Source organism: Oscillibacter sp. PC13, from assembly GCF_900115635.1.
Lineage (GTDB): Bacteria > Bacillota > Clostridia > Oscillospirales > Oscillospiraceae > Oscillibacter.
In genome coordinates this window covers 63,938-79,283 of record NZ_FOXE01000004.1, presented here as the reverse complement: position 1 = coordinate 79,283, position 15,346 = coordinate 63,938, and the positions used below count along the sequence as shown (strand labels likewise).

The window sequence follows — 15,346 nt, the reverse complement described above, 5'->3', positions numbered from 1 at the left end:
CCTCTTACTTTAAATACCGATACCCCAGCAGCAGCCGGGCCGTGGTATTGGACATGTTCTCAAACCAATAAGACCTATCCGCCGCAAACCGCAGGGCATCCCGCTCCAGCAATTGGAGCTTTTGCTCTTCCGCCACCAACTGCACGGTACCGGAAAGCACTGTGGCATGGCAGATACACCCCGGCATAGAAACCTCCGGTTCATATCTGGCGCTGATATACAGATCCAGGAAAAAGCTCTCCTGTCGGGTACTCTCGTCGTAGGGAAACGAAGGCCGCAGCACCACTTTGCCGCCGTCCAGCCGCTGAGGCTTCGTATCCAGTTCCCGCACCAACAGCAAGCTCTCAAAGCCGTCATTTTCCAGCAGAAGTTCTGCCGGAACCTTCAGCGCCGCCGCCAGTTTGCCCAGAATCGCCACAGAGGGGTTTGCATCTCCCCGCTCAATCTGACCCAGCATACTGCGGGAAACACCGGACAGCTCCGCTGTCCGCTCCAGGCTCAGCTTTTTACTTTTGCGAATGCGCTTGATATTCTCGGCCACAGCCCGGTTCAGCTCCACAGCAGATCACCCTTCCCAATCGGTCAATATATTGTCAAATTACTTTCTTATAGTACCTGTTCCATCGCCTCTTGTCAAGAAAAAGCGGGGCAGTACACCGCCCCGCCTCTCTCGTTTGGTCTATATCCGCTTCCACACAGCACCACCGGGCACATCGGTAATCTCAATGCCCTGCTGCTTCAGCTCATCACGAATCCGATCCGCCTCAGCAAAGTTCTTGTTCTTCTTGGCCTCGTATCGGGCCAACACCTGCGCGTCAACTGCCGGATCCCCTTCGCCCTGCACTGTGTATCCACTGCCAGACGCAGCCTTCGACGTCTTGGCATTCTCCTGCCGCTTTTTTTCTGCCCGGTCCATCAGTCCAAGGCCCAGAACCGTATCAAATTCCTCCAGCAGCAACAGCTTCGTAGCATCCGTGGTCTTGGCCTTCAGCACATCATACAGGGCAGTGACCGCCAGTGAGGTATTCAGATCATTATCCAGAGCCGTTTTGAATTTGCTCCTGAGAGCGGATGCCGCCGCCTCATCCGCCGTACCTTCGCCGGGCTTCAGTGCCGCAATGCGGGCAATCAACTTGTCATAGGCAGTTTTCGCGTTGTCCAGATTTTCCCAGGAAAAGACCAGCGCCTTCCGATAGTGGGACTGGAGGCAGAACAGCCGATAAATCAGCGGGTCATATCCCTTCTCCTCCAGCAGCGACACCGTTAAAAACTCGCCCTTTGACTTGCTCATTTTGCCGGAGGATGTGTTCAGGTGCAGAACATGGAACCAGTAATTGCACCACTTATGGCCCAGAAATGCCTCAGACTGTGCGATTTCATTGGTATGATGGGGGAAAGCGTTGTCAATGCCGCCGCAGTGAATATCCAAATCCTCTCCCAAGTGCTTCATGGAGATGCCGGAGCACTCAATATGCCATCCGGGGTATCCCACCCCCCATGGAGAATCCCACTTTAGGGCCTGATCCTCAAATTTGGACTGGGTAAACCAAAGGACAAAGTCATTTTTGTTGCGCTTATTCGTGTCCTCTTCCACCCCCTCCCGGACACCAACGGCCAAATCGTCCGCGTCGTGATCGTTGAATACATAATACTTATCCAGCTTAGCGGTATCGAAATATACATTGCCGCCCGCCTGATAGGCATACCCCTTTTCCAGCAGGCGCGTAATGATTTCGATATATTCATCCACGCAATGGGTTGCAGGCTCCACCACATCCGGCGTCTTGATATTCAGTTTGGCGCAGTCACCAAAGAATGCGTCCGTGTAGAACTGGGCAATTTCCAGTACGGTTTTGTGCTCCCGCTTGGCGCCCTTGAGCATTTTATCCTCGCCGGTATCTGCGTCCGAAGTCAGGTGTCCCACGTCTGTGATGTTCATCACCCGCTTGACATGGTAGCCCGCATAGCGCAGATACTTCTCCAGCACGTCCTCCATGATATAGGAGCGCAGGTTGCCGATATGCGCGTAATGATAGACTGTGGGGCCGCAGGTATACATTTTCACAACGTCGGGATGGTTGGGAACGAATTCCTCTTTTTTGTGGGTAGCGGAATTATAAATCTGCATATCAGGCAGACCTCTCTTTCGTCTCATTCAGTTTCTTTTCCAGCTCTTCCATACGCTGGGACAGGAGATTCAATTCCTCCAGCAGAGGATTTTTGATATGAATCTGATCCACATCGTCGGCATAGTAGATGGGCTTTCCATCTACGCGCACCACCTGTGCAGGTACACCCACGGCAGTGGCATTTGGTGGCACTTCCTCCAGTACCACCGCGCCGGCAGCAATGCGGACGTTGTCTCCCACCTTGAAGGGCCCCAGCACCTTGGCTCCGGATCCTACCAGAACATTATTCCCCAATGTGGGGTGGCGCTTTCCCTGATCCTTGCCAGTACCGCCCAAGGTAACGCCCTGGTACAAAAGGCAGTCGTCCCCAATTTCAGCAGTCTCTCCAATGACAATGCCCATGCCGTGGTCGATGACCAGCCGATGACCGATGGAAGCGCCAGGGTGGATTTCAATTCCGGTCCAAAAGCGGTTCCACTGGGAGACGCAGCGGGCCAAAAACCTCCAGCGGTGCCGGTAGAGCCAGTTCGCAATGCGATGATAGATAATGGCATGGACACCCGGATAGAGAAGAAAAACCTCCAATTTGCTGCGCGCCGCCGGGTCACGGCGCTGGTAGGCAGCCAGCAGGCCGCCTAATCTGGTAACTCGTTTTGCCATAGCAATTCTCCTTGTGTTGGTCGGGAGACAAATCAAAACGCCCCCCGTACCAAAGTACGAGAGGCGACGAATCGCGGTTCCACTCTCTTTTATCACTCAAGGAGGCCCTTGACGCAGGCCGGACGGAGGGCTTCCACATCCCCCGCGCTCCCAGGCGCACTTCACAGTCTCCGCCGCAGGTGTGCTTGCAGCCGGTGACACACCCTCTCTGCCCTTTGGATAAACCGTTACTCTTCCCGATCATCACGCTATTGATTACTTTTCAGTATAGTATCAGGATTTGTCCGGCGTGTCAAGGAGGTCTGCTGAAAAAGCGTCCGCCTTCAGATTAAAACTCCTTCTCTGCGACACAGTCCAATGCCTCGTTTAAAGTCTTTATCGCGCGGTCTGCATCCATTTCGACCTCCAATAAATAGATGGCTGTCTCCATAGCTCTGCAGAGATCGGCGCACAGTGCATTTGTTTTCCATTCTTTGCTGTTCATATCACCATCTCCATTTATTACTTTATATTACTTTATCATAATTGTCAATATTAAGTAATATTCAATGCTATTCTCGAGACGGGGTGAATATATGGAGACAAAACCTTTAAAAACCAGAGTCAGTCTTTCTCTGGACGAAGATGTGGTGAAACGCCTTCGGATCATTGCAGAAGAGGATGATCGGGCGCTGTCCTCCTGCATTAATCTGATTTTGCGGGATTATCTCCGCAATTGTGAAACCAAATGCTCAAATGCCCAAAGGGGGCGGTGCTGATGCACCGCTCCTTTTGGTGTGTTCTGGCTTTGCGGCAGCGTGCCTTTCCGTCTTTGTATGTCTGCTTTCTTTTCTCAGATTTCCGCAAATTCCGCCTGTCAACCGCCTGTTGACCGAATTCTCTCAGCTGTTGCTTGTCAACCGGCAGGGGATTTGGTAGGATGGAGCCAGAACAACAGGAGGAAACTGCCAATGGAATGGAACGAACGTATCGCCTTTGTCCGCAAAGCCGCAGGCCTGACTCAGGAACAACTGGGGCAGCTGCTGGGCGTCACCCGGCAGGCGGTCAGCAAGTGGGAATCCGCCCAGACCGTACCGGACGCCGTCACCATCGCCCGCCTGTGCGAAGCGCTGCACGTTTCCGCAGATTTTGTGCTGCTGGGGAAAGAGCCGGAGCCGCCGGACAATGCCGGTGACGCTCCGCCCTACGCACTGCCGGACACCTGCCCCTGCTGTGGGCGGCCAGTCTCCGGCACCATCTGCCCTGTCTGCGGATACACACTGCCTACAACCCCGCCCCGTGGTCCCCGGTACGCCATTGTCGCCAGCCGCGTCTCCTTTGTCAACGAGGAGGATCGGGCAGCGGAGCTGGTAAAATACTGCGGCATGCCCGAAAGCTATGCAAAAGCGGCCGTCCACCAGATGCAGGAGTACGCATCCTTTTTCCTTCTGCGCCGGAATTTGACGGACAGTGCCGCCCAGTGGATTGCCGCCCATTTGGATGGCAGCTGTTTCTCCCTGCGGATTGTCCAGGATAACGGCGAGGAGAGCAACGACGCGCTTCTAACCAAGCCAAAGGCTATGGAGCTCCCCGCCCCTGCCGCTCCCAAGCAGGGTGGGCTTGGCTTCTGGGGTGTGGTGGGGGCCGTTATTGTGGCGCTGCTGATTCTCTCATTTTTCTAACGATGAAGGCCGCTTTTAAGACGCGCTGTCTCTTGCCTACAGTGGTCATTGCCGCAGTCTATTTCTGTAACCGGCTTTGGCTGCTCCCCCACACATCCGGAATGTCCCATCGTCTGCTGGCCTGGTATTTGGGGGACTTTCTGGCCGGAGCCCTGATGCTGTGCATTCTGAATGGCAGTCTGGCGATGGGAAACCGCCCCGCTCTGAAGGGAATTTTGCCGGTTTCTGTCTTTTTGGCGGGGTGCGGCCTTTTTTGGGAGGTTGTCACACCGCTGTATCTTTCCCGCTCCGTCTCCGACCCCTGGGATGTCGCGGCCGTGTGGCTGGGCGGCATGGGGATGCTGGCATTTTTCAGCATTATGGAGCACCGTTGAAAATGCCTCTCCAACCATTCATTTGCATTCGAATCCATCAAGAAGGAGCCGCTGTTCTGACAAGCAGAATAGCGGCTCCTGTCCCATATGCTCCCAGCCTCACGCCGAGGCAATGACATCCTTATTCTTCACAAAATACTCCACGCCGGAATAAAGGGTGGTCAGGGTAATCACCCAAACACAAACCGTGTTCAGCGCTTCCGGCAGGAAAGGCAGGAACATCAGCACAATGCACACCATGGTAGAGGCCGTCTTAACCTTACCCGACCAGCCAGCGGCGATAACCCGTCCCTTATCGCTGGCAATCATCCTGAGGCCGCTGACAGCAAATTCCCGGCAGATGACAATCAGCAGTGCCCAGGCCGGCATCTGCCCAATTTCCACGAACCACAGCATGGCGGCGGTGACCAGCATCTTGTCCGCCAGAGGGTCGGCAAACTTGCCGAAATCCGTCACCAAATTGTACTTCCGGGCAATTTTCCCATCCAGCAGATCTGTAAGACTTGCGACAATAAAAATAGCCAGCGCCACATATGCGGCGTTTGGAAAGCCCCAGTACAGCACTCCCATAAATACAGGAATCAAAATAATGCGTAAAATGGTTAGTTTATTGGGTAAATTCATGTCGCTTTCTCCTTTTTAAACCGCTTCCCCGGTCAGTTCGCCGTCCATAGTCCCGGTGAGCCGGACATTCACAAAGGTGCCGGGTGCAATCTCCTCCTGGGCCGTGAAGTAAATCCGGCCGTCAATGTCCGGAGATTCGGCATAGCTTCGGCCAAAGAACATCTGCGCCTGAGAATCAAAGCCCTCGCACAGGACCTCCCGTTCCTCTCCCAGCAGGGACTCGTTGTACGCGTCAATGATGTCGGACTGGACATCCACCACCAGCTCCGCCCGGCGCTTTGCCTCCTCGGTGTCCACATGTTCCATCTGCGCGGCCCGGGTGCCGTCCTCCGGGGAGAAGGGGAAGACGCCCGCGCGCTCAATCCGCATCTCCCGCAGGAACTGGCAGAGTTCCTCAAACTCCGCCTCCCCCTCATAGGGCAGGCCCGTGATGATGCTGGTACGCAGCACCAGGCCGGGAACGCGCGCCCGGAGCTTTTCAAGCAGGGCCGTCAGCTCCGCCTTGGTGTCCCGGCGGTTCATGGCCTTCAAAATCGTATCGTTACAGTGCTGAATGGGGATATCCAGATAGGGCAGCACCTTTGGCTCTGCCGCAATCGTGTCAATCAGCTCGTCGGTGATCTCATCGGGATACAGGTAATGGAGCCGGATCCACCGGAAATCCAGCCTGTTGAGCTTTCGCAGCAGGGCAGCCAGCTGATGCTCTCCATTCAGATCTGTGCCATAGCGGGTGATGTCCTGGGCAATGACAATCAGCTCCTTCACGCCGGCGGAAGCCAGCTCCGCTGCCTCGTCCAGCAGCTCGCCCATGGGGCGGCTGCGGTACTTGCCCCGGAGGGATGGAATCACACAGTAGGCGCAGTGGTTGTCACAGCCCTCGGCAATGCGCAAAAAGGCATACCAGGGCGGCGTGGACAAAATCCGCGCCCCGCTCTGGTTGGCGGTATGGATATTGCCGATGTGACAGGGACGAAGGCCCTTTTCCATCACCTCTGCAATGGCGCCGGCGATGTCGCCGTAGCTGCCGGTCCCGAGGATGCCGTCCACCTCCGGCAGTTCCTGCAGAATGTCCTCCTTGTACCGCTGCGCCATACAGCCGGTGACAAGGATTTTTTTCACCTGGCCGGCCTTTTTCAGCTCCGCCATCTCCAGAATGTTGTCAATGGCCTCCTCACAGGCAGAGGCCAGGAAGCCGCAGGTATTCACCACCACCACATCGGCCCCCTCCGGGGCGACGGTGACGGTATACCCCGCCTCCTGAACAGATGCCATCATCTGCTCGCAGTTCACCTGGTTCTTGGCGCAGCCCAGGGAAATAAATGACACGTTGTAACTCAAAATGGATTCCTCCGGTTCAATCGAGTGGTTTGCCCCGCCAGGCGGGGTCGTCGGTGATGCCCAGCAGGTAGTCGGTGGAAACGTGGAAATACTCCGCCAGAATCACCAGCTTGTCAATGGTCGTGCTGCGGCTGCCGCTCTCAATCATGCTAATGGATTTATGGGTAAGCCCAAGGATTTCGCCCAACTGCTGCTGGCTAAGATGTTCTTCTTTTCGCAGTTGACGGACTCGTTCATTCAGTAAAATCGTTGTCTGCATAAATACCCCTTGACTTGTTCCTTTAAGTGGAGTATACTCCACTTAAAGGAACATTTTAGATGGAAGGAATCACTTTGCCTGATATTCTCAACGCCATTCTCGAAGGCGGCGACCTTGTCTTCCCGCGGAGGGATGCCCTGGATCCGCCCCGCTCTCCTTCGGAACAGGAGGCGGCGTCTCTTCTTGGCACGCTGGACCCAGGGACTGCCTGGAACCTGCGGGACAACATTCAGATTCTGGTCCGTGAGCACCGGGACGAGGCCTTCCTCTCCGGCGTCCGTTTCGGCGTACAGCTCATGGAGGAGCTGGCGGCGGATTAGTCCTCCGTCACTTCGCTGCCCCATCTTCCCCAGGCCGACTTTACATCGCCCCAAGAAAAGCCCCGGCGCAGCAATGCGTCGGTGAGCCGTTTCTTCTCCTTTTCCTCCGGCAGCCGGCCGTGGAGCTTGCTCTCCAAAAAGCGGTCAATCTGCCCCTCCGGGGGCGGCAGGGCATCCAGCGCATCTTCCCACAGCTCCCGGGGCACCCCCTTTTCGTACAGCTTCTCCCGTACCCGGGCCGGGCCATAGCCCAAATCCGCGCAGTGGCGGACCAGCAGCGATGCATAGTCCGCGTCGTCAATGGCACCGATGGCCTCCAGCCATTCCGCAGCGTACCGGGCCTCCGTTTCACTGGCCCCCTTCTCCCGAAGCTTTCGCTCCAGATCCCGGCGGCTCATGGCTCGCTTGCCGATGAAATCCGCTGCCGCTGCCTTGGTGTTGGACACGCCGGCAGCCTCTTTCAGCTTTGCCAGCGCGGAGCCATCCAGCTCGTCCCCGGCCCGCAGGCCAAAATCCAACAATTCCTGTTCTGTGATTTTGAGACAGGCCCCGTCCTCCAAAAACACCAGCACCCGGCCCTTTTTATGTTTGGACGCCTCAATGCGCTCAATCCGCATCGTCGAAATCGTCTGCGCTCACATCCACCGCCCGGCCGGCCGCCTTTGCGGCGATGCGGGCCTGATTGCTCATCAGCTTGTCGAAATTCTTGCGGATGTCCGCCTCCAGCTGCTCGGCAATCTCCGGGTTTTCCAGAAGATACTTCTTGGCCGCGTCCCGGCCCTGGCCGATGCGGGTTTCCCCCATGGAGAACCAGGAGCCGGACTTCTGCACCAGATCCAGCTTCACACCCAGGTCGATCAGCTCGCCCTCATGGGCAATGCCCTGGCCGTACATGATGTCAAATTCCGCCTCCCGGAAGGGGGGCGCCATTTTATTTTTGACCACTTTTGCCCGGGTGCGGTTGCCGATGATCTCACTGCCGTTTTTCAGCGCCTCAATCCGGCGCACGTCAATCCGGACGGAGGAATAAAACTTCAATGCCCGGCCGCCGGTGGTCACCTCCGGATTGCCGTACATGATACCCACCTTTTCCCGCAGCTGGTTGATGAAGATGACAATGCTGTTGGTCTTGCCGATAGCGCCGGTGAGCTTTCGCAGCGCCTGGCTCATCAGCCGGGCCTGAAGGCCCACATAGCTGTCGCCCATTTCGCCTTCGATCTCCGCCCGGGGCACCAGGGCTGCAACAGAGTCCACCACAATCACGTCAATGGCGCCGGAGCGCACCAGTGCCTCCGTAATCTCCAGCGCCTGCTCGCCGGTGTCCGGCTGGGAAATCAGCATATCCTCCACCTTGACGCCCAAAGCCCGGGCATAGGTGGGATCCAGCGCGTGCTCGGCATCCACAAAAGCCACCTCGCCGCCCCGCTTCTGCGCCTCCGCCACCACATGGAGCGCCAGCGTGGTCTTGCCGGAGGATTCCGGTCCGTAAATCTCCACGACTCGGCCCCGGGGCAGACCGCCGATTCCCAGGGCCACATCCAGTGCCAGGGATCCTGTGGGAATGAAGTCCACATTCAGCTCTGCCTTATCACCAAAGCGCATGATGGACCCCTTGCCATACATTTTTTCAATCTGGGCCATGGCCGTGTCAATGGCCTTTTTCTTGTCATCCGCCGGTGCCGCCGTGGGCATGGGCGCCTTGTCTTTTGCCATATGTCTCTTCCTCCTCAAATTGCTCGACAGCCCGTTTTCATTGCGGCGGAGTCCCCGCCGCTGCCGGCATGCCTTGTCGTTGTACCCGTCAGATCTCCGTACACAGGGTGCCAAATACCACCCTTGGGATGTCATGAAGGTCCTTTACAATCTGGATGTCTCCAAAGCCCTGGGTGCGCATGATGCGCAGCACATCATCCGCCTGGCCGGCACCCACTTCAAAGTACAGCCGTCCGCCCGGCATCAGGCAGTTTTTCCACTTCTCAGAGATGGTGCGGTAAAAGTCCAGCCCATCCGCCCCGCCGTCCAGCGCCAAATGCGGCTCATAATCCCTGACAGAGGTATCCAGCCCCGCAATATCCGCCCGCGGAATATACGGGGGATTGGAGATGATACACTGGAATTCTCCCAAGGCCTTGTCCGGTTTTTCCCGGGCATCTGTCTGCATCGGCACCACCCGGCCGCTGAGTCCGTTGCGCCGGATATTCTGACGGCAGATTTTCAGCGCCCCGTCCGCGTATTCTCCCAGCACCACCCGGGCCTCGGGCACCTGGGCCGCCACGGCCAGGCCGATACAGCCGCTTCCAGCGCACAGATCCAGCACCCGGCACTCCCCCAAGGTCTTGATGTAGCCGATGGCCTGCTCCGCCAGCACCTCTGTGTCCGGCCGGGGAATCAACACATCCCGGGAGATATCCAGGGGCAGGCCGTAAAATTCCCACTCGCCGATAAGATACGCCACCGGCTCTCCAGCCAGATGGCGCTCCACCAACCCCCGGACGCGGTGCTCCAACTCCGGGGAGGCATACAGGCCGCCGTCCCGGGTCAATTCCTCCCGGCTCTTGCCAGTGCCGAAGCACACCAGCTCCCGTGCCTCCAGCGTGGCAGCCTCGATGCCGGCTTGCCGCAGCTGTTGGCGAATATCCAAGTATAAATTGTTATAGGTAATAGCCATAGCATCCTTGCAAGGTCCGTTTGACTCCATTTCTGCCTGTGACAGAAACTCCGTTCACTCCCCCTGATCCTCCTTTTCTGTCTCAAAGGCTCCTTTCGCCTGCGTCAGAATTTGATACAGGCCGTCTTACCACTCATCCTTGCCCTTCTCACTGGGCAGCACCAGCTCCAGGGAGCGGATTGCCACTTCGATCATCCCGTCATCCGGTTCGTTGGTGGTAAAGTTCTGCATCCACAGGCCGGGGGCCGTCAGCACCTTTGCCAGCTTGTTGTCCTGGACGTGGCGTCCCACCCAGCGGTTGAATTCATACGTAATGCCAACCACCAGGGGCAGCAGCAGCAAGTGCGCCGCGGTCCGCAGCCAGACATTGGTGATGGGCCAGATGCCAAATACCACGCTGGAGAGCAGGATGGAGACGAAAATCACCACAAACAGGAAGCTTGTCCCGCACCGGGGATGGTGGCGGGGCTGAATCCGGACGTTCTCCACCGTCAGCGGAAGCCCCGCCTCATAGCAGAAGATGGTTTTATGTTCCGCGCCATGGTACTGGAACACCCGATAGATGTCCTTCTGCTTCGAGCAGAAAATCAGATATAGCAGGAAAATCAGGATTTTCAGAACACCCTCCACCAGATTCCGCCCCCACATTGGGAAGCCGGGGAAAAAGTGCAGCAGTCCCCCCGTGATGAAGGTGGGCAGCACCATGAACAGCAGCACCGAAAGTCCCACGCCCAAAATCACAGACAGGGTGACAATCGCCCCTTCCAGCTTCTTGCTGGAGAGCTTTCTGTCCAGCCATTGCTCAAATTTAGAGGGCTGCGCCGCTTCCTCATCCGGGTAGAAGTCCGCCGAGTACATCAACGCCTTGACTCCGTTGACCATGGAATCCAGAAAATTGACGGTTCCCCGGATCAGCGGCACTCCCAGAATCGGATAGCGGTCGCGGATGAATTTCAGCGCCTCCACCTTCTCCACCAGGTTGCCCTCCTGATCCCGGACCACAATAGCCTGCTGCTCCGGCCCCCGCATCAGGATGCCTTCAATCAGTGCCTGTCCGCCGATGCTGGTGCGGAAGGCACAGGACTTGTTTTCTTCTGCCATGAGGTTTCCTTTCTAATGCTATCAAAATTTTATCACACCCCGTTGCGGAATGCAAACATTTGTTCGATTTTTCTCAGTCTTTTTCCGGAAGGCGAATCTGCACCTCTGTTCCGCCGCCCTCAGCATTTCGGATGGTAAATATGCCGTTGTGCAGACCGATGATCTCATCACAGACCGCCAGGCCAATCCCGCTTCCCCGGGCTTTGGACGATCCCTTGTAGAATTTTTGCTTGATGAACGGCAGCTCTGCTTCCGGTACGCCTGGACCATAGTCCCGAACCTGAACCACCTGGAATGTCCCCTCCCGGTAGATTGCAGCAGAAATTCGCTTGCCGCTTCCACCGTGCTTCGCCGCATTGTCCAGCACATTGCAAAATACCTGCTTCAGCCGCTCCGGATCGCCGGGAATGGGCGGAAGTTCTCCGTCTCCGCTCTCGTATTCCAGTTCAATGCCTTCCTGGCGGAACAGTTCCCGATAGGTGAAAATAGCATCCTCAAATTCCGCCTGCAAATCCACTTCCTCCATCTGAAGCGTAAATCGTCCATCCTCCATTTTAGAGAACTCCAGCAGCTCCTCCACCATGGTGGAGAGGCGTCTGGATTCGTTCAGGATAATACGGATTCCCCGCCGCAGCTGCACCGGATCACCTGTGGGATCTTCCAATATGGTCTCGCCCCAGCCATTGATGGCCGTCAGCGGTGTACGCAGCTCATGGGATACAGAGGAGATAAACTCGGATTTCATTTTCTCATTTTGGCTGATTTTCATGGACATATCATTGATATTGTCCACCAGCTCCCCCAGCTCATCCGTATACTTGTTTTCAATCCGGAAACCGTAGCTGCCGGCAGAAATCCGCTTGGCAGCAGTCGTGACAACAGCCACCGGCTCCACCACGTTGTTGATGAACAGCAGGTTGGAAATGACCACCAGAGACATGCAGATGCAGGCCACCAGTAAAATGGCCAGCACTGCCAGGAAAATCTGCCGATTTACCGCCTTCAGTGATGTGACAAAACGCATCACGCCCACCACCTTACCATTAAAGGTCAGCGGAGATGAGACAGAGAGAATCTTTTCCCCCGTCTCCGGATCCCGTCCGCGGAAGTCCCGCATCTCGTTTTCTGCAATCGCGCGGGTAATATCATCCGTGCCGGGGGCGGTTCCTGCTGTGAGGCCCGAGGTAGATACCTGGATGCGTCCCGCGCTATTGATAAACTGAAGTTCAATGTGATTCTTATCCTCAAATGTATCGATGGACTGTACCGCCATCTGATAATATTCCGTGTAGCCATTGTCCATAAAGTAGTCGTTAAAAGCACCGGCAACTGCCTGTGCGCGGCTTTCCAGCCCCTTTTGCATGCTGCTGTAATAGTAGTTGGAAATACCAGCGGAGAACAGCAGAACAATCAGCATTAAAAGTACCAGAACGGGTGTCACAGTGTTGACAATCCACCGCTGCCGCAGTCCCCGAAGGCGCAGCGCATTCCATTTTTGGCTTTTTTCTTCCTCTGCCACTGCCTGCACCTCCCTTTGTTTTTCAAGCGCTCAGCTTTTTGGCTGCCGTCACCGGCAGGTTAAAAGCCCCATTTATAGCCATAGCCCCACACCGTTGTAATATAAGTGGGGTTCTGCACGTTGTCCTCAATTTTCAGGCGAAGACGCCGAATATTCACATCCACGATTTTCAATTCACCGAAGTAATCCCGCCCCCAGACCATATCCAAAATTTCCTCTCTGGAAAGCGCCTTGCCCGGGTTCTCCATAAAGACCTTCATAATCGAATACTCTACCTGTGTCAGCTTAATCCGCTGTCCGTTTTTTTCCAGTGTCCGGTTTCGGGTATTCAGCAAAAAGGGTTCCTGCCGAATCTCACCAGTCTGAGCGGTATCGTCTCCCCCAGCTCTGCGGAACAGCGCATCCACCCGGGCTGTCAGCTCTGCCGGGGAAAACGGCTTGGTTACATAGTCATCCGCGCCGGTCATCAGCCCCGTCACCTTATCCATCTCCTGGGAGCGGGCCGTCAGCATGATGATGCCAATCTTTGTATTGGTGGCCCGGATCCGGCGGCAAACCTCAAATCCGTCAATCCCCGGCAGCATAATGTCCAGAAGCGCCACCTTTGTATCCAAATTTTCCTTCAGCCGTTCCAGTGCCTCTTCTCCAGTCTCTGCCTCAATTACGTCATAGCCAGCCCGGCGCAGGTTGATGACAATAAAACTCCGGATACTGGACTCGTCTTCTAAAACCAACACTTTTTTCATCGCGTGCCTCTATCCTTTCTCAGTTGTCATCCCATTCTTTGGTAATCAGACTAAATGCCTCCCGGACTTCATCCTCCGTCAGTGCATCGCTCCAGGTGCCGCTGTCGTCCAGCAATTCTGCAGTGAAAGTTGTCTCCGCCTGGCGGCTGAGCGTAAACCGGTTTCCCCGAACTGCTCTGATATCCCGGCTGGATCCTGTCAATGCAGAAATGCGCAGGAATGCCTGCGGGCCGCCCTGATCGGCATTCAGCATGGAAAATGTCACAGCGGCCTCTTCCGGCATCACTGTCCTGGTAACCATAATTTTTCCGCACCAGTTTTCAGGGAGTTGAAAATACCACCCGTCCTCCAGGTTGTGGTAGGTGCTTAAAACTGTGGCAGCAGTCCCTTTGGCATCATAGCTTCGCCAATCAATCTGTTGGTATGGTGCCGTCTCTCCGTTGTCCCATGCCGGCAGATTTACCGGCCAGGGAACCTCTGTCAGTCCATCGTTGTTGATATCTGTTGGATAGAGGGAACGGAAGGGTGCAATTTCAGTGGAAACACCCGTTACATCCGAAAGAACAATATTGGCCAACTCACCGTTGCGAACCGTCAGAATATCTGTAATGGCATTTGTGGAATCCTCCACCCCCGTCACAAACAATGCAGGAATTTCTCCTTGAAGCGTCCCCTTTTTCATCTGTCCCTGCTGGCTTAATTCCGCCATTGTCATCGAAATGCGCGCAGAGGTCCGGGGAGACAGCCCGCTGTCCTGCCACTCGTAATAGTCAGCTACGCCGTTTCCCTCATCGTCTGCACGGAAAACCACCAGCTCCCGCAGTTGATCCTGATCCAGGTCGGTTACGGCATACCGCACATAATTCGTGCGCAACAGTTCCACCGGTTCCTTTTGCCGCAGCGAATAAACTGACAAGGCCTGCAGATCTGTACCGGCACGCCAGCCAACCACCAGCTCTGTATGGCCGTCTTGGTCCAGGTCCTCATACGCAATGCTGTAAATGCTGGTACCACTGCCCTCAATCACAGCAGTCTGTTCATAGGACTGCCCTTTTGATGAAAATATATAAATTTTCAGGGGGCGCTCATCTTCCGAATTGCGAAAAAAAGCAATGGCCTCCTCCAGACCGTCTCCATTCAGGTCTACCAGTTGAACAGCCTGGACATGGGTTCCGGCTGTCGGCGCAGCATATTCAGCGCCGCTCTGCAGCACCGCTTTGATGCAGTTGTCCAGCTCTGTATACTCCGTAGGGAGCTTCGGCAGGCTGTACAGTTCCTGAGGATTAAACACAAATCCCACACCGCAGCTGCAGGTTCCCGGCAAAAGCACCGCCAATATCAGCAGGCATGAAACCGCGCGCAGGACTTTTTTCACAGCCATCTCCCCCTTTCCTATTTTTATTGCCAAATGCCTATAATTTAACTAATATATGATAGCACGTTTTCCTGTGTTTGGGTAGCTTTTCTTGGGATTTTCCCGTCATTTTACCGTCTGTTCATTTTTCTTTTTTTTCTGTAAATCTCCACTTGAAATTTCGAAATGCTTCTAGTATAATAAAAAAGCTTTCATAAGCCGGTGTGATGGAATGGTAGACGTAGCGGATTCAAAATCCGCCGGTGGCAACACCGTGTGGGTTCGAGTCCCACCACCGGCACCAGTTAAGAAACACCCCGTCCGGCTCCGTTTTCCGCGCAAGTGGGAAACGGAGCCGGACGGGGTGTTTCTTCGTCCCCTCAAACCGCAAACGCTACGTTGGTTTGTGGTTTGAGGGGACGAAGGGACAACAGCAAAAACCGAACAGGGCAAAGCAACACAGGTGAGGAATGCGAATGGAGTTCCTTGCCTGTGTCATTGTTTAGCAGGTTCTGCAACTCACCACCACTCTCTGGTGCTGCCGGTGATCATGGGAGACACCGCTTCTCTGTGTAAAAAGCACACGGTAACTC

18 protein-coding genes and 1 tRNA gene are annotated in these 15,346 nt (G+C 55.5%); 5 read left to right on the top strand and 14 right to left on the bottom strand.

The annotated features are described in order from the left end of the window. Positions 1-4: 4 nt before the first annotated feature. From BMZ81_RS03275 to BMZ81_RS14000, 4 genes are all read right to left on the bottom strand, one after another. Positions 5-559 (bottom strand): helix-turn-helix domain-containing protein, encoded by a 555-nt coding sequence (locus tag BMZ81_RS03275; protein WP_091128585.1) that lies wholly within the window; start codon positions 557-559, stop codon positions 5-7. A 120-nt stretch (positions 560-679) separates the two neighbouring features. Further along, complete coding sequence (gene cysS / locus BMZ81_RS03270) at positions 680-2,128, bottom strand: cysteine--tRNA ligase (RefSeq protein ID WP_091128582.1); 1,449 nt, start codon at positions 2,126-2,128, stop codon at positions 680-682. Position 2,129: 1 nt separating this feature from the next. After that, positions 2,130-2,789, bottom strand: coding sequence for a serine O-acetyltransferase EpsC (epsC, locus tag BMZ81_RS03265; RefSeq protein ID WP_091128580.1), 660 nt, complete (start codon positions 2,787-2,789; stop codon positions 2,130-2,132). A 328-nt stretch (positions 2,790-3,117) separates the two neighbouring features. After that, positions 3,118-3,273, bottom strand: coding sequence for a hypothetical protein (locus BMZ81_RS14000; protein ID WP_177187180.1), 156 nt, complete (start codon positions 3,271-3,273; stop codon positions 3,118-3,120). A 91-nt stretch (positions 3,274-3,364) separates the two neighbouring features. Here BMZ81_RS14000 and BMZ81_RS03260 point away from each other — a divergent pair, with 91 nt between their 5' ends. The 3 genes from BMZ81_RS03260 (at position 3,365) to BMZ81_RS03250 (ending at position 4,824) form a co-directional block, all read left to right on the top strand. Next, complete coding sequence (locus BMZ81_RS03260) at positions 3,365-3,547, top strand: hypothetical protein (RefSeq protein WP_091128578.1); 183 nt, start codon at positions 3,365-3,367, stop codon at positions 3,545-3,547. Positions 3,548-3,739: 192 nt separating this feature from the next. Then, on the top strand, positions 3,740-4,450 hold the full coding sequence (locus BMZ81_RS03255; RefSeq protein WP_177187179.1) for a helix-turn-helix domain-containing protein: 711 nt from the start codon (positions 3,740-3,742) through the stop codon (positions 4,448-4,450). A 32-nt stretch (positions 4,451-4,482) separates the two neighbouring features. Beyond that, positions 4,483-4,824, top strand: coding sequence for a hypothetical protein (locus BMZ81_RS03250; RefSeq protein WP_143072729.1), 342 nt, complete (start codon positions 4,483-4,485; stop codon positions 4,822-4,824). Between the two features lie 99 nt (positions 4,825-4,923). Here the strand turns inward: BMZ81_RS03250 and pgsA are convergent, their stop codons facing one another. From pgsA to BMZ81_RS03235, 3 genes are read right to left on the bottom strand one after another with little or no spacing between them, the layout of a single operon-like run. Then, a complete protein-coding gene (pgsA, locus tag BMZ81_RS03245) occupies positions 4,924-5,448 on the bottom strand; it encodes a CDP-diacylglycerol--glycerol-3-phosphate 3-phosphatidyltransferase (RefSeq protein ID WP_091128572.1) in 525 nt (174 codons plus the stop codon). A gap of 15 nt (positions 5,449-5,463) precedes the next feature. Next, complete coding sequence (gene rimO / locus BMZ81_RS03240) at positions 5,464-6,786, bottom strand: 30S ribosomal protein S12 methylthiotransferase RimO (protein WP_091128570.1); 1,323 nt, start codon at positions 6,784-6,786, stop codon at positions 5,464-5,466. A gap of 16 nt (positions 6,787-6,802) precedes the next feature. Then, the gene (locus BMZ81_RS03235) at positions 6,803-7,045 is read right to left on the bottom strand and encodes a helix-turn-helix domain-containing protein (protein ID WP_091128568.1); all 243 of its coding nucleotides are present in this window, start codon (positions 7,043-7,045) and stop codon (positions 6,803-6,805) included. Between the two features lie 59 nt (positions 7,046-7,104). On the opposite strand from BMZ81_RS03235, the gene BMZ81_RS03230 reads away from it, so the two are divergent. Continuing rightward, entirely contained in the window at positions 7,105-7,365 is a 261-nt protein-coding gene (locus BMZ81_RS03230) for a hypothetical protein (RefSeq protein WP_091128566.1), read from the top strand. On the opposite strand, the gene BMZ81_RS03225 is transcribed toward BMZ81_RS03230, so the two are convergent. The 7 genes from BMZ81_RS03225 to BMZ81_RS03195 form a co-directional block, all read right to left on the bottom strand. Then, positions 7,362-7,982, bottom strand: a complete 621-nt coding sequence (locus BMZ81_RS03225) for a regulatory protein RecX (RefSeq protein ID WP_177187178.1) — start codon at positions 7,980-7,982, stop codon at positions 7,362-7,364. The two genes, BMZ81_RS03230 and BMZ81_RS03225, sit on opposite strands and share 4 nt — an antisense overlap. Then, a complete protein-coding gene (recA, locus tag BMZ81_RS03220; RefSeq protein ID WP_091128563.1) occupies positions 7,972-9,078 on the bottom strand; it encodes a recombinase RecA in 1,107 nt (368 codons plus the stop codon). Before recA ends, BMZ81_RS03225 begins: the two co-directional genes overlap by 11 nt. Positions 9,079-9,166: 88 nt before the next feature. Continuing rightward, positions 9,167-10,033 (bottom strand): peptide chain release factor N(5)-glutamine methyltransferase, encoded by an 867-nt coding sequence (gene prmC / locus BMZ81_RS03215; protein WP_091128789.1) that lies wholly within the window; start codon positions 10,031-10,033, stop codon positions 9,167-9,169. Positions 10,034-10,159: 126 nt separating this feature from the next. Next, positions 10,160-11,134, bottom strand: coding sequence for a DUF1385 domain-containing protein (locus BMZ81_RS03210; RefSeq protein WP_091128561.1), 975 nt, complete (start codon positions 11,132-11,134; stop codon positions 10,160-10,162). 73 nt (positions 11,135-11,207) lie between these two features. After that, positions 11,208-12,653: a HAMP domain-containing sensor histidine kinase gene (locus tag BMZ81_RS03205; RefSeq protein WP_242942554.1), complete on the bottom strand. Its 1,446-nt coding sequence runs from the start codon at positions 12,651-12,653 to the stop codon at positions 11,208-11,210. Between the two features lie 59 nt (positions 12,654-12,712). Continuing rightward, complete coding sequence (locus tag BMZ81_RS03200; RefSeq protein WP_091128557.1) at positions 12,713-13,399, bottom strand: response regulator transcription factor; 687 nt, start codon at positions 13,397-13,399, stop codon at positions 12,713-12,715. A gap of 19 nt (positions 13,400-13,418) precedes the next feature. Continuing rightward, positions 13,419-14,780, bottom strand: a complete 1,362-nt coding sequence (locus BMZ81_RS03195; RefSeq protein ID WP_091128555.1) for an FG-GAP repeat domain-containing protein — start codon at positions 14,778-14,780, stop codon at positions 13,419-13,421. A gap of 191 nt (positions 14,781-14,971) precedes the next feature. Here BMZ81_RS03195 and BMZ81_RS03190 point away from each other — a divergent pair. Next, positions 14,972-15,057, top strand: a tRNA-Leu gene (locus tag BMZ81_RS03190). The last annotated feature ends 289 nt before the right edge of the window (positions 15,058-15,346 follow it).

Bases quoted from the DNA above. Each gene is read 5' to 3' on its own strand.
- cysS (WP_091128582.1), bottom strand. From the start codon at position 2,128: ATGCAGATTTATAATTCCGCTACCCACAAAAAAGAGGAATTCGTTCCC.
- epsC (WP_091128580.1), bottom strand. From the start codon at position 2,789: ATGGCAAAACGAGTTACCAGATTAGGCGGCCTGCTGGCTGCCTACCAG.
- BMZ81_RS14000 (WP_177187180.1), bottom strand. From the start codon at position 3,273: ATGAACAGCAAAGAATGGAAAACAAATGCACTGTGCGCCGATCTCTGC.
- BMZ81_RS03260 (WP_091128578.1), top strand. From the start codon at position 3,365: ATGGAGACAAAACCTTTAAAAACCAGAGTCAGTCTTTCTCTGGACGAA.
- BMZ81_RS03255 (WP_177187179.1), top strand. From the start codon at position 3,740: ATGGAATGGAACGAACGTATCGCCTTTGTCCGCAAAGCCGCAGGCCTG.
- pgsA (WP_091128572.1), bottom strand. From the start codon at position 5,448: ATGAATTTACCCAATAAACTAACCATTTTACGCATTATTTTGATTCCT.
- BMZ81_RS03235 (WP_091128568.1), bottom strand. From the start codon at position 7,045: ATGCAGACAACGATTTTACTGAATGAACGAGTCCGTCAACTGCGAAAA.
- BMZ81_RS03230 (WP_091128566.1), top strand. From the start codon at position 7,105: ATGGAAGGAATCACTTTGCCTGATATTCTCAACGCCATTCTCGAAGGC.
- BMZ81_RS03225 (WP_177187178.1), bottom strand. From the start codon at position 7,982: ATGCGGATTGAGCGCATTGAGGCGTCCAAACATAAAAAGGGCCGGGTG.
- recA (WP_091128563.1), bottom strand. From the start codon at position 9,078: ATGGCAAAAGACAAGGCGCCCATGCCCACGGCGGCACCGGCGGATGAC.
- prmC (WP_091128789.1), bottom strand. From the start codon at position 10,033: ATGGCTATTACCTATAACAATTTATACTTGGATATTCGCCAACAGCTG.
- BMZ81_RS03210 (WP_091128561.1), bottom strand. From the start codon at position 11,134: ATGGCAGAAGAAAACAAGTCCTGTGCCTTCCGCACCAGCATCGGCGGA.
- BMZ81_RS03200 (WP_091128557.1), bottom strand. From the start codon at position 13,399: ATGAAAAAAGTGTTGGTTTTAGAAGACGAGTCCAGTATCCGGAGTTTT.
- BMZ81_RS03195 (WP_091128555.1), bottom strand. From the start codon at position 14,780: ATGGCTGTGAAAAAAGTCCTGCGCGCGGTTTCATGCCTGCTGATATTG.